18 protein-coding genes and 1 tRNA gene are annotated in these 23749 nt (G+C 45.1%); 12 read left to right on the top strand and 7 right to left on the bottom strand.

Translation table 11 applies throughout. From position 1 onward, the window contains the following. Positions 1-110 precede the first annotated feature (110 nt). From ABDV94_RS16005 to ABDV94_RS15995, 3 genes are all read left to right on the top strand, one after another. On the top strand, positions 111-485 hold the full coding sequence (locus tag ABDV94_RS16005) for a hypothetical protein (RefSeq protein WP_343748219.1): 375 nt from the start codon (positions 111-113) through the stop codon (positions 483-485). A gap of 18 nt (positions 486-503) precedes the next feature. After that, positions 504-887: a hypothetical protein gene (locus tag ABDV94_RS16000; RefSeq protein ID WP_343748218.1), complete on the top strand. Its 384-nt coding sequence runs from the start codon at positions 504-506 to the stop codon at positions 885-887. 164 nt (positions 888-1051) lie between these two features. Beyond that, complete coding sequence (locus ABDV94_RS15995) at positions 1052-1420, top strand: hypothetical protein (protein ID WP_343748217.1); 369 nt, start codon at positions 1052-1054, stop codon at positions 1418-1420. 75 nt (positions 1421-1495) lie between these two features. On the opposite strand, the gene ABDV94_RS15990 is transcribed toward ABDV94_RS15995, so the two are convergent. Continuing rightward, positions 1496-4303, bottom strand: coding sequence for a prolyl oligopeptidase family serine peptidase (locus ABDV94_RS15990; RefSeq protein ID WP_343748216.1), 2808 nt, complete (start codon positions 4301-4303; stop codon positions 1496-1498). 47 nt (positions 4304-4350) lie between these two features. Between ABDV94_RS15990 and ABDV94_RS15985 the strand changes: the two genes are divergently transcribed. Both ABDV94_RS15985 and ABDV94_RS15980 read left to right on the top strand, forming a co-directional pair. Beyond that, complete coding sequence (locus ABDV94_RS15985; protein ID WP_343748215.1) at positions 4351-6645, top strand: family 20 glycosylhydrolase; 2295 nt, start codon at positions 4351-4353, stop codon at positions 6643-6645. Then, entirely contained in the window at positions 6642-7340 is a 699-nt protein-coding gene (locus ABDV94_RS15980) for a copper homeostasis protein CutC (protein WP_343748214.1), read from the top strand. Before ABDV94_RS15985 ends, ABDV94_RS15980 begins: the two co-directional genes overlap by 4 nt. Before the next feature lie 59 nt (positions 7341-7399). On the opposite strand, the gene ABDV94_RS15975 is transcribed toward ABDV94_RS15980, so the two are convergent. The 6 genes from ABDV94_RS15975 to hutI all read right to left on the bottom strand — a co-directional run bounded on the left by ABDV94_RS15975 (position 7400) and on the right by hutI (position 17611). Continuing rightward, positions 7400-10093: a reprolysin-like metallopeptidase gene (locus tag ABDV94_RS15975; protein ID WP_343748213.1), complete on the bottom strand. Its 2694-nt coding sequence runs from the start codon at positions 10091-10093 to the stop codon at positions 7400-7402. Positions 10094-10168: 75 nt separating this feature from the next. Beyond that, the gene (locus ABDV94_RS15970) at positions 10169-12463 is read right to left on the bottom strand and encodes a GH92 family glycosyl hydrolase (protein ID WP_343748212.1); all 2295 of its coding nucleotides are present in this window, start codon (positions 12461-12463) and stop codon (positions 10169-10171) included. A 238-nt stretch (positions 12464-12701) separates the two neighbouring features. Continuing rightward, positions 12702-13472, bottom strand: coding sequence for an AMP nucleosidase (locus ABDV94_RS15965; protein ID WP_343748211.1), 771 nt, complete (start codon positions 13470-13472; stop codon positions 12702-12704). A 247-nt stretch (positions 13473-13719) separates the two neighbouring features. Next, on the bottom strand, positions 13720-14841 hold the full coding sequence (locus ABDV94_RS15960) for a DUF4143 domain-containing protein (protein WP_343748210.1): 1122 nt from the start codon (positions 14839-14841) through the stop codon (positions 13720-13722). Positions 14842-14927: 86 nt separating this feature from the next. After that, the gene (locus tag ABDV94_RS15955; protein WP_343748209.1) at positions 14928-16145 is read right to left on the bottom strand and encodes a TraB/GumN family protein; all 1218 of its coding nucleotides are present in this window, start codon (positions 16143-16145) and stop codon (positions 14928-14930) included. A 224-nt stretch (positions 16146-16369) separates the two neighbouring features. After that, positions 16370-17611, bottom strand: coding sequence for an imidazolonepropionase (hutI, locus tag ABDV94_RS15950; RefSeq protein WP_343748208.1), 1242 nt, complete (start codon positions 17609-17611; stop codon positions 16370-16372). Between the two features lie 133 nt (positions 17612-17744). On the opposite strand from hutI, the gene ABDV94_RS15945 reads away from it, so the two are divergent. The 7 genes from ABDV94_RS15945 to ABDV94_RS15915 all read left to right on the top strand — a co-directional run. Then, the gene (locus ABDV94_RS15945; protein WP_343748207.1) at positions 17745-19814 is read left to right on the top strand and encodes a CotH kinase family protein; all 2070 of its coding nucleotides are present in this window, start codon (positions 17745-17747) and stop codon (positions 19812-19814) included. A gap of 72 nt (positions 19815-19886) precedes the next feature. Continuing rightward, positions 19887-20393 carry a hypothetical protein gene (locus ABDV94_RS15940; protein WP_343748206.1) on the top strand — a complete coding sequence of 169 codons (507 nt, stop codon included), beginning with the start codon at positions 19887-19889 and terminating at the stop codon, positions 20391-20393. A 190-nt stretch (positions 20394-20583) separates the two neighbouring features. After that, positions 20584-20668: transfer RNA gene (locus ABDV94_RS15935), tRNA-Leu, on the top strand. A 183-nt stretch (positions 20669-20851) separates the two neighbouring features. Beyond that, entirely contained in the window at positions 20852-21199 is a 348-nt protein-coding gene (locus ABDV94_RS15930; RefSeq protein ID WP_343748205.1) for a four helix bundle protein, read from the top strand. Between the two features lie 82 nt (positions 21200-21281). Further along, positions 21282-21521, top strand: coding sequence for a hypothetical protein (locus ABDV94_RS15925; protein ID WP_343748204.1), 240 nt, complete (start codon positions 21282-21284; stop codon positions 21519-21521). Positions 21522-21718: 197 nt separating this feature from the next. Next, positions 21719-22450 carry a hypothetical protein gene (locus ABDV94_RS15920; RefSeq protein ID WP_343748203.1) on the top strand — a complete coding sequence of 244 codons (732 nt, stop codon included), beginning with the start codon at positions 21719-21721 and terminating at the stop codon, positions 22448-22450. Between the two features lie 440 nt (positions 22451-22890). After that, positions 22891-23749, top strand: an 859-nt coding sequence (locus ABDV94_RS15915; protein WP_343748202.1) for a hypothetical protein, incomplete at its 3' end; no start/stop codon positions are given.

The following is a 23749-nucleotide window of genomic DNA, read 5'->3' as shown; positions in this document are numbered from 1 at the left end:
TTAATTTGATGTTTAAAAACTTACTTTTTCGAGCAACGAAGTTACGAAATTGTAGAGAATCAGATTATAATCGCAAAAAGATTATATTTACATCGCAAAAAAACAACACTATGAACAAAATGGTACGTAAAATGGGGTACTTAACGTTGGTTTCGGTGCTTTTAGTGCTGAGCTCCTGCAAGAAAGACCCTTCGATCCTAAAGGTTTTCGTGCGTTCATCCAACAATGAATTAGTCAACAACGCAAAGGTGATTATCATTGCTGACGTTGATTCCGAACCTGCTACTCCTGCTTATGTGGACACTGTCCAGACAAATTCATCAGGCTTTGCCTACTTTGATATGGCGGATTTTTTCAGTAAGCTCGGAAAAAAAGAAACAACCGGTTACTTCGATGTACTGGTGAAAAAGGATCCAAGTCAGGGAACCGGGTACATTCGTTGCAGAGCGCATATCACTAATGTTTTAACGGTATACCTGAACTAATCCATAATATTGAAAGACATGAATCTATTTATTAAATCTGCATTTTATGGAGCCCTGATCGTTGGGATGGGGGTTGTGTTCTCTTCTTCGGGATGCCGTAAGAAGAAAGATACAACTGCGATCATCTACGTGCTGGATGCCCAAAATCAACGGGTTGCCGGAGCTCAGGTTGTATTAAAAGGTGAATCCACCGTGACTCCTTCTCCACCGGTAGTTTTGTTTGACACTACTTTATCTGATGGTTCTGGTGTTGCAGTCTTTAATTTCAACGATGTATACCAACTCGGGCAAGCCGGAGTAGCGGTATTGAACATTGAAGCGCGTAAAGATGCTTTGACCGGACAAGCGATTATTAAAATCGAACAGGAAAAAGACAACGAAGAAACGGTATTCATCCAGTAATCCGTTCCAAATACTTTTTGAACCCTGGCATTCCGAACTTTCCGGAAGTCAGGGTTTTTTATTCGCTGAGAATTTTAAAAAAAACATCCACAGAGCCATTTCATTCATTTGCAGACTAATCTTCAGACCGAATGTGCGAGATTAGAGATATAAACGTTCTACAAATGATAACACGTTCCATTTTAATCCTGTCAATCGGCGCTGTTTTAACGGGTATCGGTTCTTGCAGAAAGAAAGCAGATACCATTGCGAAGATTTACGTTTTGGATCATAATAACAACCGGGTTTCAGGTGCAACGGTTAAACTGTCAGGAATGTCTACCGAACAGGGACATAATGCTGTCAGAGAACCGAAAGTAGCAACGACCAATGAGCAAGGTGAGGCCACATTCAATTACAACGATATCTATCAGTTGGGGCAATGTGGTGTCGCCGTTTTTAATATAGAAGCAAGCTTGGGTGGTGCCGTTGGTAACGGCATCATCAAAGTGGAACAGGAAGAAACGACGAAAGAAACCGTTTTTATTCCTTAAAACAAACATGAAATTTTAAAAGCCCGGCACTTCGACTCCGCTCAGTGACCGGGCTTTTTTATGCTACCAATGACTTTACTCTACCAATTCGTAGTTCATTTTCTTGCCCTTCTGAATTGCCGGAATTCCTGCCTTCATCCACAACGGTTCCTGTTTGTTCAACAGGTAATAATCGAAGAACTGGCGCATACGAATACTCAAATCCATTCTGTTCGCCGGTTTCATGAGGTTGTGGTCATCGCCGTTGTAATTCAACAGCCAAACCGGTTTCTGAAGTCTTCGCAAACCGGTGTACAATTCAATTCCCTGGTACCACGGAACTGCTCCATCTTCGTCGTTGTGCATGATCAGCAGCGGTGTTTTCACTTTTGGCAGACCAAACAGCGGACTGTTTTCCACATATAATTCAGGAGCTTCCCAAATGGTTTTCCCGATCCGGCTTTGCGAGTGCTCGTACTGGAACTGGCGACTATAGCCCGATCCCCAGCGGATTCCACCGTAAGCAGAGAACATGTTGCTCACCGGTGCACCTGCCATCGCAGCAGCGAAACGGTCTGTCATGGTAATCAGCTGAGCCGTCTGGTAACCTCCCCAGCTTTGCCCCTGCAATCCCATACGCTTCGGATCAATATTCGGGTATTTTTTCAAAACCGCATCCGTTCCGCTTAAAACACAATCGTAAGCACTGTTCGCCGGGTGACCCGGAGTGTAACGGATATCCGGAATGAACACGATATATCCTGCCGAAGCGTATTCCGTTGGGAAAATAATGGACGCTGTAGGTCGCGGAGCATAATGGTTGTGCATTTGGTCGGAATACAGTTCGTAATAATAAACCAATAACGGGTATTCCTGGTTCGGGTCAAAGTTTTCCGGTTTGTACACCAATCCTTCCAACGGAATTCCTGCATAGCTGTTCCACTTGATCAATTCTACGGTTGACCAGTTGTACTGGCTCTGCTGCGGGTTTGCCAATGAAACGCGTACCACATCCGCTCCCGGACGAGTCGTTGAGAATAAATCCGGGTAATCGGCATTGGAGGAACGATTGAACAGAATCCGGTCGCTCTTTTTCGCTTTGTTGAAATTGAAATAATTGTGCGCAGAACCTGAAACCAATTCAAAATTTGGGTTTGCAAAAGATCCTTTCACGCGGTACACATCCATCATTTTGGTGATTTTACTGAAGCGCGTAAGCAGGGTGTTTTCAGGATAATAACGAATCGAATCCGAACTCAGGTTGTAGAGTGAATAGGTGTAATTCGTATCTGTTTCGGAAGCCTGGAGCGGATGTGTAAAAACCGCCCACGATTTCTTTTTCAGGTCATACGACAAAATATCTTTATCCGACTGGATAAACACATTCTGATCATCCGGACCCCAGCCGATAATTCCCTGCGGAAGATCTTCGTAAATCATTCCGTTCTTGTCTTCAAGCAGCATTCCTTTCCAACCGCAAGTCACGCATTCTTCTACCTGCGAATAGACATCCATCAGGTAAAAGTTCTTCGTAATGTCATTCCAGAAAACCAACTGCTTTCCATTCTGCGACAGCGAAGGACGGGAATTCAACTTATCTTTCAACGGCGTGATTTTCCCGTCGGAAACCTGAATGAGGTAATAATTATCCGGGTTCGGGAATGCCCAGGTTTGAAAACGGTATGCCGCATCGCTGCTTGCCAGGATGACCTGCTGCGGATATCTCTCGGATTGGTACAGGTTCATCGAATCGGCACCCAACACGTTGAAAGTACCTGAACCTACATGATATACCGCCAGGTTGCTTCGTCCCTGGTCGCGTTTCAATTCCACCAATTGCTGTGGCTGCAAACGATCGTCTTTCCAATGCCACAAATCCACTTTTGCTTTTTCGCTTTCCAGCAAGGTATCTTTTACCGGTTTTTCCGGTTTGTCTGCGATCCCGAAAAACACATCCGAATCGTTGTTATTGAGGTATGGTCTGAAGCTGGAGGACAGCACTTCGTTGTTGTCAAAAACAACCGATGTATCGATCAATTGCTTGAATTCTTTCGAATCCGGGTGGAGCATAAACAACGACCAGCGTTTGTTAGAAGCCGTATCAACCGTTGCCAATCCTAAAAGCGTATTATTCTTTCCGGAAAAACTCAATCCCGCGTATTCTGTAACCCGCTTTTTACTGCTCCAGAGTTCCTTTTTGGACAAGTCGTAAATGTTCAGACGAAGGGAATCTTTTTTGAATTTCTCCTGCTGGACAAACAAGACATACTGCCCGTCTTTACTCACTTCAAACTGTGAAACGTGTTTGAAGTATTTCTTTCCTTTCGATCCGAGATCAACGATGGTCAGGAGTTTTCCGTCTGTTTTGATTTTCCCCTTTTTCTGTTCGGTTTTCTTTTCCTTTTTGACCTCCTTTTTCGTCAAATATCCTTTCGGCCATTCGTTTTTTGTGGTCGTATAAGCCAGCGCGCTTCCGTTCTCAGACACCTTGAATTCCTTCAACTGGTCGAACTTCACGATGGAATCCTGGCTCAGGAACCAAATTCCCAGGGAATCTTTCGGCCATTTGTCCTTACTGATCTTTGCCAATTCTACTTTCCGAACGGTATCGAATCCCGGGTGAATCTTGAACGAAACTACATTTCCGGTTCCTTCAAACTTCGGGTCATATCCTCTTGCAATGGAATCTTTTTTCCCCGTTTCCAGGTTCACAGCAAACAAAAATCCGTCACCGCGATAAGGTTTTACAGAGTAAACGGCAAATTTTCCGTCCTGGGAAAGTTGAATATCTCCAATCCGGTTCCAGGAATTATATACCTCAGGACCAAGGATTTTCTTTTGCGCGAAAACACTCGTCCCCAAAAATAGAGGCATCAAAAAAATGAATACAACTGAAGCTTTCATCAAAACAAACTAATTTTAAACAAAGCTTAAATATAAATACTTAATTTGTGAAGCAGGTAATAAAACAGGCAATTCGGACTTTTGCATTCTGTTACCCGCTTCCGGAAACAGCTCCGGATTTCAATTTTAAACACATGAAAATTTCACTTTCGATCCTTCTTTCATTTCTAACGATCACATTATCTGCTCAGCACAGCCCGGTTTTTCCGGAACCTGCTCATGTAGAACACACTACCGGAAAATTGGTGTTTAACGGAGAACTGAAACTGGAAAGCAACCGGGATTCGGAAAAGGGATATGCTTATTTCCACGAATTGTTTGAACGCGACCACGGTGTTCATCTGCTCCTGAGCGATTCAAAAGACGCCTCTGTTCACCTGCAGTTGATCCATACGCTGGTATATACCGAAGGCTATCAGCTGGATGTTTCCGAAAAAGGAATCACCATTCAATACAGCAACTACCAAAGTTTATGCAATGCAATGCAAACGCTGAATCAATTGATCCAAGACCCAAATGTGCTTGAAGGCATTCATATTTCGGACGAACCCGCATTCGGTTACCGCGGATTTCACCTGGATTGCAGCCGGCATTTTTTCACTATCGCCGAGATCGAATCCCTGATTGATCAGATTGCCAAACTGAAATACAATCGTTTTCACTGGCATTTGACAGATGACCAGGGCTGGCGGATTGAAATCAAAAAATATCCGAAACTTACTTCCGTTGGGGCGTGGAGAGACAGCACACTCATGGGGCACTTCAGCAAGCAGCCCATCGAATACGAACACCAAAAATACGGTGGATTTTACACACAGGAAGAAGCCAGAAAGCTGGTCGAATATGCCCGGATCCGGGGAATTGAGATCATCCCGGAAATCGAAATGCCGGGTCATGCACGTGCGGCCCTGGCTGCCTACCCGGAATTGAGCTGCACCGAACAGCAACTGCCGGTTGTGGGAACCTGGGGTGTTTTTGACGACGTATTTTGCTCGCAGGAAAAAACACGTACTTTCCTGAAAGATGTGCTGGATGAAATCATTGAGATTTTCCCTTACCCGGTGATCCACATCGGTGGAGACGAATCTCCGAAGGTCAATTGGGAGAAATGTCCGAAGTGCAAAATGGTGATGGAAGTCAACCACCTGCACAATACACATGAATTGCAGAGTTTTTTCATCACCGACATGGAAAAGCATCTCAATGCTAAAGGCAGAACCATTATCGGCTGGGATGAAATCCTGGAAGGCGGACTGGCTCCGAACGCACAGGTAATGTCGTGGCAGGGAATGGAAGGCGGTATTGCAGCTGCAAAACTCAAACACCAGGTCGTGATGACTCCTACTTCCTATTGCTATTTCGATTATTATCAAAGCGGACATCCTTCCGAACCGCTTGCGATTGGCGGTTACCTTCCGCTGGAAAAAGTGTACCAGTTCGACCCGACAAAAGGCATCGACGATCCGTACAAACGCTATATTTTGGGTGGACAGGCAAACATGTGGACTGAATACCTTTCCACAATCCATGCAGTCGAATACCAGGCTTTCCCACGCTTGCTGGCGATGGCTGAAGTACTTTGGAACCGGAGTAAAGTACCGTATCATTCCTTTGTGGAATCCCTGTCGGAATACTATTTACCGCAACTGAAAAAAGACGGAATTCATTTTTCGACTTCTTTCCTTGATCCGACACTGCAATACAAGAATTCAGAGAACGGAATTACTTACGATCTTCTTAAGCCAATCAATGAGGTGAGCTTTTACCGGAACAATGAAGCCGTGAATTCCATCAACATCAAACGTTCAGAAAAACCGGTGACACAGGCCCTGGAAATTCATTCCAAAATCGGGAACCAGGAACTCAGAACCTGCTCCTACCGCTTCACTTCTCACCTGGCTTTGGGAAAAGCGGTAACCTTTGATACGAAACCGCATGAAAAATACAACCACAACGGCAATCTCGGCCTGACTGACGGTGTTGTTGGTGGAAAACCGTGGAAAGGAAACGAATGGCTGGGCTTTAACGAGGATACAATTCAGTTCACTTTAGATATGGAAACGCTTGCCAAATTCAGCAGTATTCAAATCGAAACGTTGAACGATCCCGGATCCTGGATTTACCGCCCGGAGCATTTCCAAATTCAGATCAGTTCGGATGGAAAGAAATTCAAAACCGTTGCCAAAGCCAAGCTCAATGGCGACCTGATCCGGGTTCAGAAAAAGATGAAAGCGCGCTACGTCAAAGTCACCATTTTCAACAAAGAACTTATTCCGCCGGGACAAACCGGTGCAGGATTTACTCCCTGGACATTTATCAATGAAATCATTTTATCGAAATGAAAATCGAAATTTGCGTAGGCACGCTCGAAGCTGCCAGAATGGTCAGCAAGCAACAAATTGACCGCATTGAAACCTGCATTGCACTGGAACAAGGCGGACTCACACCTTCCCGGGCGATGGTTTCATGGATTCACCAAACATTCCACCTCGAACAGCACGCATTGATCCGTTTACGCGCCGGCGGATTTGTTTACAATTACGACGAACTGGTTGTGATGCGCGATCAAATCCTGGAATTAAAAGATACCGGCATCAAAGGTTTTGTGGTGGGCGCTCTGACTCCCGATTTCAAGCTGAACCTGGAAGCACTGGAAACCTGGAAACGGGCAGCACCTCAACTCGATTTTACGTTCCACCGCGCATTCGACAGTATCCAGGACTGGAAAACCGCCATGGATCAATTGGTTAAAATGGGCTTTAAACGCATTTTGACCAGCGGTTCAGAACGAAATGTGGATCAGGGAATGGATCACCTGCGGGAATTGGTTTCCTATGCTGCCGGACGTATTGAAATCATGGCCGGGGGCGGCGTGAAAGAAGCACTCATTCCTGCGCTGAAAGCAAGCGGATTGGATGCCATTCATTTTTCAGGAACTTCTTTGACGCAGGTTGAGGCCGGCACTGCATTTGAGGAAAATCTGCTCTTACCGGACGAAAACAAACTCAGCTCCATTTTAGCAGCCATCCAGGCATAAAAAAATCCCGACGTTCAGCAATTCTGAAGCCGGGATTCTCTTATTTATTATGAGCTCGTTTAATTCTTGATCAGCTTGAATGATTGAACAGCACTTCCCACTTCCACATTCAGGAAGTAAATTCCCTGCGCTTCCGTTGAAATATCGAAGGTAATTTCACTTGTTGTCTGTGGTTGTTCTTCGCGGATCATTCTTCCGGTCACATCACGGATTACAAATGATTTCAGGTTCACTTCTTTCGCAAAAGAAACCGTGATTTTACCATTCGTAGGATTCGGGTAGATCGACACATCTTCTAAGTTCAGATCATCAATTCCCAGGTTGGTGATGTTTACACAAGAGCTCGTTACCGAACACGAACCAAGCGTTACAGTCACTGCATACGATCCGTTTACCGTAGGCGTGTAGGACTGAGAAGTTGCACCTGAAATCGGGCTGTTTCCTGTTGAACAGTTCAACCACTGGTATTGCGCTCCGCTTTGTGAAGCTGTGATCGTAATTCCGCTTACGGATGTAGCCGTGCTTACCGCAGTTTGTGTAATCGTGATCGACTGGCAGCTTCCTCCTGAAACACATCCTCCCTGTCCGCGGACAAAGTATGTTCCCGGAGCTGAAAGCACCATGGACGTTCCGTTTCCTACGTTTGTTCCTCCACAAGAACCGGAAGTCCAGTTCCACGCTGTTGCATCATTGAGTGAACCAGCCGTAACCGAAATGGTTGTGCTTCCTCCAGGACAAATGGTCGTGTTACCGGAAAGTGTCGGCAAGGTAGGGTTGTTACAAGGCGTTGTTGTAATCGCAAATACGTTGTTCGATACATCGAAGAAGGTTCCGTTTTCACACATTACCATGATGATTGCAGTCGTTGTAGCCGTATTTGGAACGGTGATATCCTGAGAACCATCGTTCGGTACGTCGTTCGCAATAACGGTGAAAGTAGCTCCGCCATCTGTTGAGATTAAAATGTCTACATTGGCACAAGCTACAGGAGCAACATCTGTATTTGCTACTGTCCAGGTCACTGTTTGTGTAGACCCCGCAGTCCAGGAAATCCCGGTAGCTGAAGGATAATTCACAATGAATGGTCCCGCTGCAGAAGTGGTTGTTACCGTCAGATCCACATTATCGTTACATCCGCCGTTCGCTTCATTATCACGAACCGTACAACGGAAATTCATGGTTCTGCTCACCGTAGGAAGTACTTCCCAGGTGAACGGCCCGTTTGACATCAGGCTTGCGATGGAAGGGAAATAGCGTGTTCCGCTTGTTTGCGGATCTTTCGAACGGAAATTTGGCCCGCCTGTAGCGGTTGCAACCGGAGGTTGTGTTGAAGTCTGGTTGTTCATTTGTTCCCAGCAATACGTCAGCACATCTCCATCCGGGTCTGTTGCCGTAGCAGTCAATGCAAAAGGAGTTCCCGCAGGAATCGTCACACTTCCAACCGATCCGGTGATCGTAGGAGAAGTCTGATTCGGAATCGCTGATGAAACCGCACAGGTATTTCCACCTGCATTCAGGAAAATGTGCATTTCATTCATGTTCACACCGTGGAAGTAGTCATCTGAGTTTGACTGAACGTTCTGGGGAGAACAAATTCCGGCGTATGCCATGATGGAGCTTCCGGAACCGGGTTCCATTGCCGTACCGTTATTGGCGTTCCCGGAACACGAACCTGCATTTCCTCTGAAACTGTGGTTTCCGGAAAACTGGTGTCCCATTTCGTGTGCTACGTAGTCGATATCGAACGGATCTCCAACCGGAGCGGCAGACCCTGTTACACCACGCGCTTTGTTGCTGGAATTACAAACAACTCCCAAACCAGCCAAACCTCCGGAGTTCGTTCCGAAAACGTGTCCGATATCGTAGTTTGCAGAACCGATTACGCTGGTCACGTTGTTTTGATTCTGAGTAATCATCGTTCCCGGTGTTCCGTTCGTATACGGGTCAGTAGAAGCATTGGTATAGATGAGCAAATTGTTGTTTGCAATGATGGTCAAGGTAACTGCAAGGTCGCGCATGTATACGCCATTCACCCGGTTGACGGTTGTTACCTGTGCAGCCTGTGCCAGGGCAACGGTTCCTCCTTGGAAGGTCGTATATTCTCCTGTAGCAGCTACTGCCAGACGGTAGGTTCGTTTCGTGCAGTTTCCGAAGGATTTCACCGGGTCGTTTTCTTCTGCTTCTGTCAGCAGGGATGCTTCCATATCACAGGTGAAAAATTTATCTGTGGTGAAATCTGCCCGGGAATACACGATGTAATGTTCCACATCACCTCCACCGAAAGAGTACGGATCGATGAATAAGGTCGGTTTTCCGGGAATCAGCGTCATGGCATGGAATCCTTGCGGAGTCAGGTCAAACTTCACCACCTCTCCCGATTTGTCCATCGCAATTCCATCGTAGGAACGGATTTCAGGGAATTGTGCCGCTAAGCCTTCCGACATGGTTTCGTTTTCATGAACCTGGTAGATTCCAACTGTTCCGTCGGCTCTCGGGATTTTCACAAAAACAGGAACGTAGGATGGATCGGTGATTCGTTTTGCCGCCGCCAGCTGTTGTCTCATAGACGTTACATCCAGGTGCAGTGTTGTAAATTTGGTTGGTTTGATGTAGCGGGTTCCGCTAACAGGAATCTCGCTTTGCGCAATGGATTTCCAGGCACTTGTGACGTTTTTGATTCCCTGAGAATGGCTCACGGAACACAAAGACAGACCTAGAAAAAATACGCCGGAGAGTAGTATTCTTCTTTTCATAAGCATGAGTTTAAGTGCTGAATTTAGCATTTTTATCTTATTCTTTTCTTAAAATTCACTTTAAACTACAAGTTCTCAGAACGTTTTTGCGGGTTTGGAGGTCATTTCGAATACCAGTTTCGCCCCGTTTTTCAACTGCTGATAATCCAACCTAAAGTCCTTGAGTTTTGCTCCGTTCAGATAAACAGCTTTCACAAATACATTTTTCTCGCTTTGGTTTTTGACTTCAATGGTGATATCTGATCCGTTTTCGAGGTGAATTTTCGCGTTCTTCACCAAAGGCGCACCGAGTGCATATTCGTTGGAACCAGGACACACCGGATAGAAGCCCAGGGAACTGAAAATGTACCAAGCGCTCATCTGTCCGCAATCATCGTTTCCGCTTAATCCGTCCATTTTCGGGAGGTATTTTGTCCGAAGTACCTGGCGCATGTATTTTTGAGCCAGATCGGGTCTTCCCACCCAATCGAAGAGGTAGATCACGTGGTGCGAAGGCTCATTTCCGTGGACATATGACCCCATGATTCCTTCTCGGGTAATGTCTTCCGTGTGTTCGAAGTACTTGTCGTCGAGGCGCATCGTAAACAAGGAATCCAAATGCGCCGCAACACGTTTTTTCCCTCCCATCAAGGCAATCATGGAGTCAACCTGGTGCGGTACATACAAGCTGTAATTCCATGCATTTCCTTCAATGTAGCCGGCCTGGTGGGTTTCCAGCGGATCAAATTTGTCGATGAAGTTTCCGGATTTCATCCGCGCACGCATGAAGCCGGATTTCGGATCAAAGACGTTCTGGTAATTCCTGCTTCGTTTGGAAAATTCTTCGTAGATATCCATCCGTTTCAAGCCCAAAGCCAGCTGCGCAATACACCAGTCATCATAGGCGTATTCCAGCGTTTTTGAAACCGAACTCGAGCTTTGATCTTCTGCCACATATCCCAAATCCATGTAGGAACCGATTCCGTCGAAATAGCGTGTACGAGCCGTTTGAATGCAGGCATCGAGTGCTTTGTTGTAGTCAATTCCTTCCAGATCCTTGCTGTATGCATCTGCAATGACGGAAACGGCATGGTAACCGATCATGCACCAGTTTTCATTGGCGTAGTGAGACCAAACCGGAAGCATTTTCTCCGCACTTTGATTTTGGTGTGCAATCATGGAGAGCACCATGTCTGCATTTCGTTTGCGCTGCACGAGGTTGAACAGGGGATGCAGTGCGCGGTAGGTGTCCCAGAGCGAAAAAGTAGTATAGTTTGTTTGTCCGTCCGGGTTTGAATGGTCTGAAAAATCCAATCCACGGTAGGAGCCTGAAAAATCCTGGTAAACCGTAGGCCCCAGGCATGTGTGATAAACAGCGGTATAAAAATTGATCAAATCTCCTTCGTTGAGCATTTCAACCTGGAACTTGTTCAATTCGGTTTCCCACAATGCTTCTCCCGCTTTCCGGTACTGATCAAAGCGCCAGTTCGGTGTTTCGGACACCATATTCAGCAAGGCTCCTTCCATGCTCACATTCGAGAGTGATACTTTCAGGAGCAATTCTTTCGAAGCATCCAGGTCGAAGTTGAAAAAGGCGCGCAACTGGTTTGCCGACATTTCGGGGAAATTGTCCTTCAGGTTGAATTTCCGCCAAAATCCCTGGTACACTTTTTTGGATTGAAAATCATCGTAGCCATAGGATTTGATGGGCCTGGAAAATTCAACTGCGAAGTAGACCGTTCTGTTTTTTGCCCAGCCTGAAGTCTGCCGGAAGCCAACGATGTGAAAGTCATCCACCACACGAACGTAAGTATTTACGTTCTTCCCGTCATAGTTGTAAATTCCTGAAACCAGGTCAAGGATAATATTGGCGGAATCTTGCCTGGCAAAGGTGTATTTGTGAATTCCAACACGGGTAGTAGTCGTCAGCTCGGCACGAATCTGGTGATCATTCAATAGAACGGAGTAATAATTGGGTTTCGCTATTTCATTTTCGTGGCTGTATGCTGACCGGAATCCCCCTTTCGGATTAGTAGCAATTCCCGGATTCAGCTGGATTTTACCACTCGTAGGCATAATCAGGATATCACCCAGATCCGAATGCCCGGTTCCGCTGAAATGCGTGTGGCTGAAACCAACAATGGTGGGATCTTCGTATTGATAGCCGGCACAATACCGGTACACATCGGGATTGTATTTTCCGTTTACGGCATAGGGAATTGTATCTGTGTCCGGGCTTAGCTGCACCATCCCGAAGGGAACGGTTGCTCCCGGAAAGGTGTGTCCCATTTTGGATGTCCCGATCAGCGGATCGACATATTTCAATTTACTCTGGGACAACGCAGAACCGGATACGGCAGCGAACCCAAGCATCAACAGTGAAAATCTCATGCATCTTGATTTTCAACTAAGATACCAATTTGGGGGAGAATCCTTCTTATTGGGAGAAATTCTTGAATCCCTTACCACCACTGGGCAAATAGACACATGTCTATCCGTATTTCGGAGAGATGATCAACTGAAACCAGATTTACTCCCAAGCAGGAAATATCGCTGAAGAGAATTTACACCTAAAAACACTGAATCCCTTACTACCACTGGGCAAATAGATACATGTCTATCCGTCTTTTTAGAACCGGAGGTGTTTTACCGTATGCCCGTTATTGATCAACTGCTTCAACGAATCAATCCCGATCATCAAATGCGCATCCACATATCCGGCAGTTACTTTCGAATCGCTTTCACTGGTTTTCACTCCTTCCGGCGTCATGGGCTGATCACTCACCAGGAGCAATGCTCCCGTCGGAATCTTATTCGCAAATCCGACCATGAAGATCGTTGCGGTTTCCATATCAATGGCCATTGCCCGAATGCTGCTGAGGTATTCCTTGAATTTCTCATCGTGTTCCCAAACGCGGCGGTTGGTCGTATAACAGGTTCCTGTCCAGTAATCAAAACCGGCATCGCGGATGGTAGTAGAAATTGCTTTCTGAAGAGCAAATGCCGGTAAAGCAGGAACTTCAGACGGGAAATAATCGTTGCTGGTTCCTTCTCCGCGGATGGCTGCGATTGGCAGAATCAGGTCGCCGACTTCACTTTTATTTTTCAAACCTCCACATTTTCCCAGAAACAGAACAGCTTTCGGTTTGATTGCTGACAACAAATCCATACACGTTGCAGCAGAAGCGCTTCCCATTCCGAAATTGATGATCGTGATTCCGTTAGCAGTTGCGCACTGCATCGGTTTGTCCTTACCAACTACTTCTACTCCGTAAATGGTTGCGAACTTCTCTACATAATTGTGGAAGTTGCACAACAAAATGTACTGTCCGAAATTTGCCAGCTCTTCCCCGGTATAGCGAGGCAGCCAGTTTTCTACGATTTCTGCTTTTGTCTTCATCCTGTGATTTCCGTGAATTTACTCAAGATATCTGAGAATTGGTGTTATTTTTCTGTGAAAATCAGGCTAAACCGATATTGTTTCAGGTTTGTCACATCCCGAAGCTTTTCATCCGGGGATCGAAAAACAAGCTCTTGTCCGCATGTTCGCGATATTGCATACAGGCCAGATTCCACAAGGCTTTCAGATCAAAAAACACATCCGTTACCTCATCAGTGATGAAACATCAAATCCATGAAATTACGACCTACTTCCGCAGGAAAGTCCAGAATGTTTTCCGGTTGATTCCCGTTACTTTGATTTGCGGGTACAATTCACGGAACGAAGCCGGAACCTTGATTTTTTTGGAATCATCCCAGCACATTTTGACCCCGAAAGCTTCTCCGCCGGACACTTCCAGGTAGTCGACCTCTTGTTTGGTATGCGTGAGCCAGAAGAATACCTCCGGATCTTTTCCTGCATACTGGTTGGCTTTGAAACGCTCACTGATCACGAAATTGCGCCACAATTCTTCCACGTCATTGCGGAACTCCAAAGGCTGAAAAGCCCGGATCAAGGCATTGCGGATTCCATTATCGAGGAAATAAACCACGTGACTCTTTTTAAGTTCGTAACGGTTTCCGTTGTTATAGGAAGTAATAAGCACCAATAGGTTAGCCTTGGCAAATAGTTTCACATAACGTTCCACCGTTTCATTGTCCAGGCTGCATTTTTTTCCCAGGTCGTTGAAACTGATCACTTTCCCGATATTGAATGCCAAATGGCGCAGCAGGCGGATCAGGTTTTCTTTTTTGTTGATGCGTTCGGAAGCTCCCAACTGTGTGAAAATACTGGTTTCAAGCAGGTCGGAAATGGTCTTTTCTGCTGTTTCCGGGTTGACGATCACCTCCGGGTAATAGCCGTAAATCAGGCGCTGCTCCAGGTCTTTGTCTTCCTGAACCAATCCATGAAACTTCGCACTCTCTGCATAGGAAAGCGGGAACAGGTTCAATTCGAGTCCCTGGTCGCGCAATGCCTCCCACAAATCTTCGTGCAGTTCCGGTTCAAAGGAACAAATCAGAATCAGGTTTTCAAGGGAATCGGATTCGATCGCAAAATCAACATAATCCTGCAAGGGTTCCAGCAGCTGCGCATCGCGGATAATGACCACTTTCTTCCCCTCACTGAATGCCTTCAGTTCTTTGAGCGAATTCAGCTGCTTGCGTTCTTTTTTATTGAAACAATCAATGATCCCGACCTGTGAATCTTCCAGGTTGAAGATACGGGAAACAAGTGTCAGCCGGCCGGTTCTGCGCGCTCCCTTGAGCACTACAATTTTACTTTCCCGACATTTCTCGCGAAGAATCGGTTCCAGGGTTCTTTCAATCATGCTTTGCAATAAATCGCATCTAAATTAGGATTAACCGATAAATTCATTTGAAGATTGCGAAAAAGGAATAAACAATGGGATGTTGGTTATTCTTTTTCCGTCAGAATTTCAAACTTTTGGAAGAATTTTCCCGACCGGTCGGAGTGCATGAATTTATTTCCGCCGTAGCAGATCAGTTCGTAACATACCTCGCCGAATTGAATGAAGCGTTTCCACTGATACCCTTTGATCGGGTCAAAAACCAATCCTTCAATCATCTGCGCACCTGCGTCTAGTGTGGATTCTTTGGTTTTCGCCAGTTCGTTCTCCACAAAATGGTAGCGGTTATCGTCCAGGTAATCTGCCGATTCGTGGATAATCAGTTCGAAGGTATTTCCCTGCCCCAGTTCCTGGTAGATGTAGTGTTTCTTGTTGGCATCTTCGAGCTGAATCGGCTTTCCGCCGAAAGTCATCCGGAAGGAGTTTTCTTCATCGGTGATTGAATAATTCCGCCAGGAAAGCATGAGTTTCTTTTCTGCAGTTGTCGTGTTGTCGTAGCTTGCTTTTACGGCTCTTACCTGGAATCCTTTTTGACGCAGCAGCTGTAATACTCCGTCCGAACCATATAAATGTCCCGAACCGATGGCACAAAAAACACTTTTCTTGCGCATCAGTGTGTCGAGCCCTTTTGCCATCGTCTGATTCCGCTTGGTGATCAATTCGTCGTAGGCTTCCGGGGAACTCTTGAACTGGGCCTTGAGCATGTTGGTCAGCGAAGCAATGTCACCGTTCAGATAAGTCTGGATAAATGCTTCTTTCGTAAAAAACAAGCCGTTGATCGCCGTCCGCGTGTTGAACAATTCGGGATTTTCAGCCAATTTCAACTGATCCTGTACCGTTTCAAGCTGGTAAAATAATTTTCCGCCGCAATAACCGGTCTGCTGAAAATAGGCATCGAGAAACTGAGGCCTTCCGTCTTCCGAACCATAAACGGTTTGCGTCGCTTTCTTCGAACTCGCGAAGGAGCGTTTTTTATCGAAAAGATCAAAATTGAAGAGGTTCAGCCGTACGTCGTATTCGTCGTAAATCTGTGTGACGTCTGTTTCCAGAACCACCGCTTCGACCTTCGTAAAAGCTGTGTAGAGCGAATCCGGGAAATGGAACAGGCGCGGATCGTTGGAGTGCATACTTCCGAAGATATAACTCGTCTTCTTGCTTCCTTTTGTAGCCTTTACTTCCCAGAGTAATTGGTATTCCTTTCCCGATTCCTGCCCGAAGGACTGAAAGCAAATGAGAAAAAGAATCAGAAATACCGGTCTGTTCATGTGAATATCAACGCCGAAAATTACAAACTATTTGTTCAAAGGACGTTAAACAAGTGTAAAATTAACGTCTTAAACGAAAATTCAGGTGATTTGAAGGGTTTAATTTACTCTAAATAAGTTCCAAGAGTTGAAAAGTTAAAAGGGTTCAATTTGGAGCTTTTACACTTTTTGAACGTTCTCTTCCGCCGTCATGAACAACATGCCCACCCGGTTTTCATGCACTATCAAAACGAACTAAAAATCAGTCTGTCAACGTGATTTTCTCCGAATGCATACGGAATATATGCCAGTGAATCAATCGGTTTGGTGAGGATTAGCGGGGTCGATTTCCCGAGAGAGATCGTTCCGTGTGTTTCCGACAAGCCCATCGCATACGCCGCATTGATGGTGAGCGCATTGAATGCTTCTTCCGGCGTGAGTTTCATTTTGACACAAGCCAGGGAAAAGATCAACTGCATATTGTCGCACGGGGTTGTTCCCGGGTTGTAATCTGTAGCCAGTGCAACCGGTAGTCCTTCCGCGATGAATTTCCGTGCATTTCCAAACGGAATGCTGATGAAATGGGAACAGCCCGGCAGGAACGTCGGCATACAGCCGCTTCCTTTCAGCACTTCGATGTCTTCGTCATTGGATTCTTCCAGGTGATCTACGGACAAGGCTCCCAGTTCTACTGCCGCCTTTACGCCGCCCAAAATGGAGAACTGGTTGACGTGCACTTTCGGGATCAATCCGAGTTTTTTTCCTTCCTGCAGGATGTATTGCATTTCTTCAACCGAGAAGTAGTTGCGCTCGCAGAACACATCGATGTAGTCTGCCAGTTCTTCTTTTGCAATGATCGGAAGCATTTCGTTTACGATCAGGTCGATGTAGCCCTGGTGGTTTTCTTTGAATTCTTTCGGAAAGGCGTGCGCCCCCAGGAATGTTGCTTTAACAACAATTCCGGATTCCTGTTTCAGGCGTTTGATCACACGCAGAATTTTCAACTCTGCTTCCACAGAAAGTCCGTAACCGGATTTAATTTCTACGGCTCCGGTTCCGTTTGCCATCATTTTGCGGATGCGTTTCATGGCTTCCCGGAACAATTCTTCTTCCGATAATTCGCCCAATCTGCGGGCAGAATTGAGGATTCCACCACCTTTCAGCGCAATTTCTTCGTAGCTCAACCCTTTGATCCGGTCTACAAATTCTTCTTCCCGTGTGCGTGCAAATACCGTGTGCGTATGCGGATCGCAAAACGCCGGCATCACGCTCTGGCCTTCCGCATCAATTACTTCCACTCCTCTCCAGTCGGTAATGCCTTCCCACTCGTCCATCGGGCCATACGCTACAATCACGCCGTCTTCCAGCGCCAGGTATGCATGGTGGATCGTTGGAACGGTACTCATTGCTTCTCCACTGAGAAATGCAGGGAAATTTTCACCGGCCTGGTACAGTGTGCGGATGTTTTTAATCAGAATTTTAGACATGATTTCTGTATTTCACGGCTTCAAAGATACGATTTTAAGCAAGCACTCCCGGGATCGCACTTCTGTTAAAATTTAATGTGAAGAAATCATTAATCCAATTTTAAGCTACATTCGTTCCAGAACTACGACAACAATGAAAAACGCGCTCTCTATTCTGCTTTCAAGCATTTCATTTTCAGCATTTTGCCAAACATTTAACGGAGGTTCCGGCCCCATCAATGACAACACAACGATTGACATCCCGGTGACTGTCAGCGGGCTTCCGAATGTGATCGATACAACGAACTTCGGACTGGAAACGGTTTGTATCAATATCACCCATACCTGGGATGCGGATTTAACGGTTTGGATTGTTGCTCCGGATGGAACGACCGGCATGTTGTTTTCAAATATTGGTGGTGGAGACGATGATTTCACCAATACCTGTCTGAATGCAGACGCAGCAAACAGCATCATGAACGGGTCGGCTCCTTTTACAGGAACATTCAAACCGCAGGGGCAAATGGGATTGGTGAACAATGGACAAAACCCGAATGGAACCTGGAAACTGCGCATCAATGACAATTACGGAGCGGATGAGGGAACCCTGCTTTCCTTTTCCATTACTTTCGGAAATAATCCTGCGGGCTATTTTGCACTCACTTCTTCGCTCCTGCCGATTGTGGAGATCAACACAAACGGAAACATGATCCTGGACGACCCGAAAATCATGGCAGACATGCGCATTCGTTACAACAGCTCCGGAACCCGGAATTACATGACCGATCCGCCGCTGCATTACGATGGAAAAGTAGGGATTGAATACCGCGGAAATTACTCCCTGACGCTTCCTCAAAAACCCTTTGCGCTTGAAACGTGGGATGTAAACGGAAATACCATCGACACTTCCCTGCTGGGAATGCCTTCGGAAAGTGACTGGGTGCTGCTGGCGAATTATAACGACAAGTCTTTTGCACGCAATATCATCCCGTTTCATCTCTTCGATTCCATGGGACATTACGCAACGCGCATGCGCCTGGTGGATGTAGTTCTGAACGGAGAATACCAGGGAATCTATTTGTTCGGGGAGAAAATCAAACGGGACAAGCACCGGGTGGATGTTGCCAAACTGGAACCAACTGAAATCAGCGGAATAGACCTCACAGGCGGCTACATGCTGAAAATTGATTACTGGAACAACGACGATTCCTGGCAATTGAATTACAGCCCGATCGGGTTTCCGGGTCTGGATATTCACATGGTTTACGTTTACCCGAAACCGGATGAAATCATGCCCCAGCAGAAAACCTACATCCAGAATTTCATCAACGATTATGAAACGGCTTTGTACGGAAGCAATTTTGACAACCCGGGCCTGGGTTACCGCGCTTATATCGACGTGCCTTCTTTTATCGATTATTTCATCGTGAATGAAGTGTGCAGAAACGGCGACGGCTTCAAGAAAAGTCGTTATTTCTATAAAGACAAGGACAAAACCGACGGCACGATCCGCAAGCTGAAGGCCGGCCCGGTGTGGGATTTCGACTGGGCGGAAAAGGATATGTGGGGCGGTTCGGAAGATGGTTCGCAGTTTATTTACGGCGCCTGTGATCAGGACGTGCATGCTCCGGGCTGGTATATCCGTTTGCTTGAGGATACACTATTCGCCAATGAGCTTCGCTGCCGGTATGACGATTTGAGAAGAAGTATATTGAAGGAATCCTACATCGACGCAAAAATTGATTCGGTGGCGCAAAAGGTTCACGAAAGCGAGGTATGGCACTACGATACCTGGGGACACATGGGAATTGCAACGGGAACGCCGGAAGTGCAGGCTCCGAGCCAAACGTATGCGGAAGAAGTGCAGCGTTTGAAAGATTGGTTCCACAGAAGACTCATCTGGCTGGACGCAAACATGCCGGGAACCCTGAATGGATGCAGCATGATGGGTATCCAGGATTTGGTAGCATTGAACCGGATTTCAGCTTATCCGAACCCGTTTTCGTCCCGGATTACGATTCAATGGCAGCAAACGGACCTCACGGGAGCACAAATTTCACTCCGCGACGGAACAGGCAGAATGGTAATGCAGCAAACTATCCCTGCGGAATCCGCTTACGATAATGCTCTCACCTTAAACAGTTTGTCTGATTTGTCGAACGGAATCTATTTTGTAGAAATTCTCAAAGGCGAAGAACGCGCGACATTAAAAATCATCAAATGAGTTGAATTTTCTGATTCCGAATAATCATGGATAGCTAAATTTTGTACTTTGGTGAAGACTAAAATTTCACTTATGAACAAAATCACTATTCTAAAAGGCGCTTCTGCGTTTGCCTTCGCCGTGTCTTTAGCCTTATCCGGATGCGAAAAATCCAACACTTCTCCTACCAGAAGTAAGTTCCATGAGAAAACCCCGGCGCTCACTTTGAGATGCACGCCAGACCGCAGTGTTGTAGGTTATACAGCTCTTTGTGACGAACTGGATGCTCTGACCAACTGTGACCCACAGGCATGTACCGGAGGTTCTGTTACAATGCCGTTAACTCAATACCTCTTAACGAATTCATCAGGAAGCATTTTTGTATTTGCAAGTAATCAAACGATCACTACGACTCAGCAGAGCGAGGTAATGGCAGCGGCAAAAGCCCGGGCTATTGCAAATACTCCAAGCGGGTATTTTATCAGCTACATCGACTACGTCCCGGATCCGGTTGTTGGAACAGGTTCCGTGACTTCAGCCGCTATCGATATCATTATAACCTATAGAAAATGCACCGGAGGCGGTGGTGGAGCGAGTTAATCATTCAATAATCCCGAAAAGCGCGATTGTTTTGCAGATAATCGTGCTTTTTTACCCTTTAAAATTCAGCTCATTACGCAATCCCGGAATATAATCACGCATTTCTTTTTACCGGATGATTTGCAGAATTAAAATAATTCCTTATTTTTGCACCCGCTTACTTATATAAGTGAGCACGTCCGCAGAAAAAGCCCGAGTGGCGGAACTGGTAGACGCGCTGGATTCAAAATCCTGTTCTTTCGGGAGTGCCGGTTCGATTCCGGCCTCGGGTACCAAAAAAAATAACGGCTGTGAAGTTTTAACTTTGCAGCCGTATTTTTTTGTCCTCATTCTGCTTCTCTTTCTCATTCTTTTGCGAGCCGTTATTTTTCAGAATGAGAAACAGAACGAGAATGATGATTCAATTGTAGTTCTGAAAAAGAATCCATATACTCAAGTAACAACTACATTTCACTACTATGTTTGAGTTTCAGAATCTGGAAGTTTATAAAAAAGCTAAGGCTTTTCATTTAGAATCTAAGCAACTGATTCAATCAATCCAGTTGGATAAAACAACAAAAGATCAATTATCGAGAGCTTCGTTTAGTATCGCCTTAAACATTGCTGAAGGTTCCGGACGATTTTCGAAGCCAGATAGACGCAATTTTTTCATTGTTTCAAGAGGTTCTGTTTTTGAATGTGTCGCTATTCTAGACATCTTATATGATTCTAATTCTATCGAAGAAAGCACTTTCAATTCATTTTTGAAAAAAGCAGACGAATTATCAAGGATTCTATATACAATGGTGAAAAATCTGAGTAATTAATCTCGGAATCGATTGCATTTTTCAGAAAAAATCAGTAAACTATTATATATGATTAAAAATATAAATGATGCATATCTACCCTATGAAACAGTTAATCATTATTTATGGCTTTCATCTTGAAAAGATTGGAATTCGTAATTCAGAAGAATGGCTAAAGAAAATCTTAGCAGATCAAATGTTTACTTTAACAAATGACTTTAGTGAACATAATATTTCCATCTACAAAAATCATGAGTACAAAGATGAAAATAAACGTACCCATATAATTATCAATCTTGGTGGTGAGGTTTCTCAAATAGATTACTATACAACCAAAGAATGAAGTTTTCTAACATCCTCCAAAAAGTTCGATTTCTTTCCAGCCCGATGTGCAAAAAAATAAAGACTGAGAAAAAAACTTCTCGACCTTTATTTTGTCCTCTCCCGATAGCTATCAGTACTCGTTGTCACGCTCATTTTTCGATTGTTAAATGAACCGATTTCAACATCAAATGTAAGGTAGATTAATCCCGTGTTTTTATGAAGCCTATCGGACTATTTTTGCTCTTTCTACTTTTTTCTTTGAAGTGCTTTTCCCAACCGGATCCGTCACTATTCTATCCGGGAAGAATTCTTGAAATCACAAAAGAATTACAGTATCAGGCTATTCAGGAAGACTCTTCAAAGTATCATGCCCTTCTGTGGGAACGTGCCGAAATGCAGGTTTCACTGCTAGTCCAAAGTAATGTATCTACTAAAAGAACCGATTCCACAGCAACGAAACAACTGATCAACGATTTGAATTATTTAATTGATCGGGATATAAAGATTGGGGAAGGAAACTTTCAAACGACTAAACTGGACTTCTTATTAAACCGGGGAATATTTTATTCTCAATCAACCAACTACCAAAATGCACTTTCTGATTACCTGCAGATTATTGAAATGGATAGTTCCGGAAGATTTAGAGAAGTGGCATTGTACCGCATTTCAATTACGTATTTTGCAATAGGAAATATTGACCTGGCACTTACGTATGTGGATCAAATATTGGATGAAAACACTTCTGAAAAGAAATTTGACAATCTTTTTTACGCTTGTGAATCGGGGAGTTCGCTGATCAATTGGAAAATATCCATACTGGAGAAATCCGGACGGAAGAAAGAACTGATTCAACTTTACAGAAAGTTAATCCGGCAAAACAGAAAAATAGGCTGGCATGATAACGCTAAGTGCTTTTCGGAAGGATTGAAAAGTCTCAAAGAACAGTAATTACAACTAATCGCCTGTAATATGACCATTTGGCGTTTCGATTCCAGTCCGAAACCAGATCGGCACATAAATCTGTGGAGGAGTCAAAAAATCATGCAAAAAGCTGAGTTAATCTGAATAAAAACAGTATCATTTCAACTACTTCGGATCATTTTCCAAATAACGACAATTCAGATTCCGACAAATCCACACAGATGAGAGATTAATTAAACAAAGTACATTTAAACTGTTAAAAAACAGATTTGTCATTGAAAATATTTTTTTCACGTTTATTAACAAAAAACACCCGCCACTCCTGAAAAGGAGAAAAAAATAATTTTAGTTGATCTACGTACCGGTGTCCTAATCCATTGAATTTCACTTTTTTCTTTTACCCGGATTACTATATTTGTTACCTCAATCTCCTAAAATTGAAATGTACCGCTATCATACTATCCACTTTGCCCTTTTCGATCTTATTCGGTCAGGAATCCAATCTATCAGACTCTTCCATCTTCCATCTTGGAGCAGTGAACATTGATCTTGGGGCCAATGCGGGTGTTCAATCGAACTTTTTGGATAAGCGTGGCCGGATGAATCATTTTGTGGAGGTTTCCACGTCGTTTCAGTATAAAAACCTGCCCCTTACCTTCCAGGGAAGACTCTCGGATGAAAAGTACATTTCCGGAAAACCCAGTTATTTCCGCCTGAGCTATGATGCCGCTGCAAAATACCGCATGCGCAAGGCAGAACTCGAGCATGAGATCGGGGATCTGAACACCGGGATCGGCGATATCGACAAAAACATTTACGGCCTGGAAGGAAAACTGGGCTACCTGGACTTTCTGCTCCAGCAGTACAAAGCGTGGAAAACAAAGAAAGATGCCGCCACAAAAGCCGGTCTTCCGGATCTGAACACACCGACCATCGGGATGCCCGATCTGAACAAGCCGGAGGTGAACCTGGATAAACCGGATGTGAAAACACCGGGTTTGAATGGTTTGAAGCTTCCGGAAAAAGGAGCAATTGATTTCGATCACCTGAACCTGGATTCCATCAACCAATTGATCTCAAACTATAACCTGAACATCGATCAGTGGAGCAATAAGAAAGACAGTCTTCAGCAGCTCAAGGAGCTCAAGCTCTCGGATCTGAATGCCTTGAACCTAAGAAAACCCAACGGGTTCTTAGACGGAATCAAGCGTTTCGATTTGGGACTCACTTCGCTTTCGGGGGGAAAGATGTCCAACAGCAGTGTTCCGATCCAGGGCCTCCGCATGAAGGGAACCTGGAGGAAATACTTCTACGATGCCGCTGCCG

The sequence above is a fragment of the Fluviicola sp. genome, assembly GCF_039596355.1.
Taxonomy (GTDB): Bacteria; Bacteroidota; Bacteroidia; order Flavobacteriales_D; family Crocinitomicaceae; genus Fluviicola.
The sequence above is the reverse complement of the archived record's forward strand: the minus strand, read 5'-3'. Positions and strand labels throughout refer to the sequence as shown.

Coding starts and splice junctions, on each gene's coding strand:
- ABDV94_RS16005 (WP_343748219.1), top strand. CDS start 111: ATGAACAAAATGGTACGTAAAATGGGGTACTTAACGTTGGTTTCGGTG.
- ABDV94_RS16000 (WP_343748218.1), top strand. CDS start 504: ATGAATCTATTTATTAAATCTGCATTTTATGGAGCCCTGATCGTTGGG.
- ABDV94_RS15995 (WP_343748217.1), top strand. CDS start 1,052: ATGATAACACGTTCCATTTTAATCCTGTCAATCGGCGCTGTTTTAACG.
- ABDV94_RS15990 (WP_343748216.1), bottom strand. CDS start 4,303: ATGAAAGCTTCAGTTGTATTCATTTTTTTGATGCCTCTATTTTTGGGG.
- ABDV94_RS15980 (WP_343748214.1), top strand. CDS start 6,642: ATGAAAATCGAAATTTGCGTAGGCACGCTCGAAGCTGCCAGAATGGTC.
- ABDV94_RS15975 (WP_343748213.1), bottom strand. CDS start 10,093: ATGAAAAGAAGAATACTACTCTCCGGCGTATTTTTTCTAGGTCTGTCT.
- ABDV94_RS15970 (WP_343748212.1), bottom strand. CDS start 12,463: ATGAGATTTTCACTGTTGATGCTTGGGTTCGCTGCCGTATCCGGTTCT.
- ABDV94_RS15965 (WP_343748211.1), bottom strand. CDS start 13,472: ATGAAGACAAAAGCAGAAATCGTAGAAAACTGGCTGCCTCGCTATACC.
- ABDV94_RS15960 (WP_343748210.1), bottom strand. CDS start 14,841: ATGATTGAAAGAACCCTGGAACCGATTCTTCGCGAGAAATGTCGGGAA.
- ABDV94_RS15955 (WP_343748209.1), bottom strand. CDS start 16,145: ATGAACAGACCGGTATTTCTGATTCTTTTTCTCATTTGCTTTCAGTCC.
- hutI (WP_343748208.1), bottom strand. CDS start 17,611: ATGTCTAAAATTCTGATTAAAAACATCCGCACACTGTACCAGGCCGGT.
- ABDV94_RS15945 (WP_343748207.1), top strand. CDS start 17,745: ATGAAAAACGCGCTCTCTATTCTGCTTTCAAGCATTTCATTTTCAGCA.
- ABDV94_RS15940 (WP_343748206.1), top strand. CDS start 19,887: ATGAACAAAATCACTATTCTAAAAGGCGCTTCTGCGTTTGCCTTCGCC.
- ABDV94_RS15930 (WP_343748205.1), top strand. CDS start 20,852: ATGTTTGAGTTTCAGAATCTGGAAGTTTATAAAAAAGCTAAGGCTTTT.
- ABDV94_RS15925 (WP_343748204.1), top strand. CDS start 21,282: ATGAAACAGTTAATCATTATTTATGGCTTTCATCTTGAAAAGATTGGA.
- ABDV94_RS15920 (WP_343748203.1), top strand. CDS start 21,719: ATGAAGCCTATCGGACTATTTTTGCTCTTTCTACTTTTTTCTTTGAAG.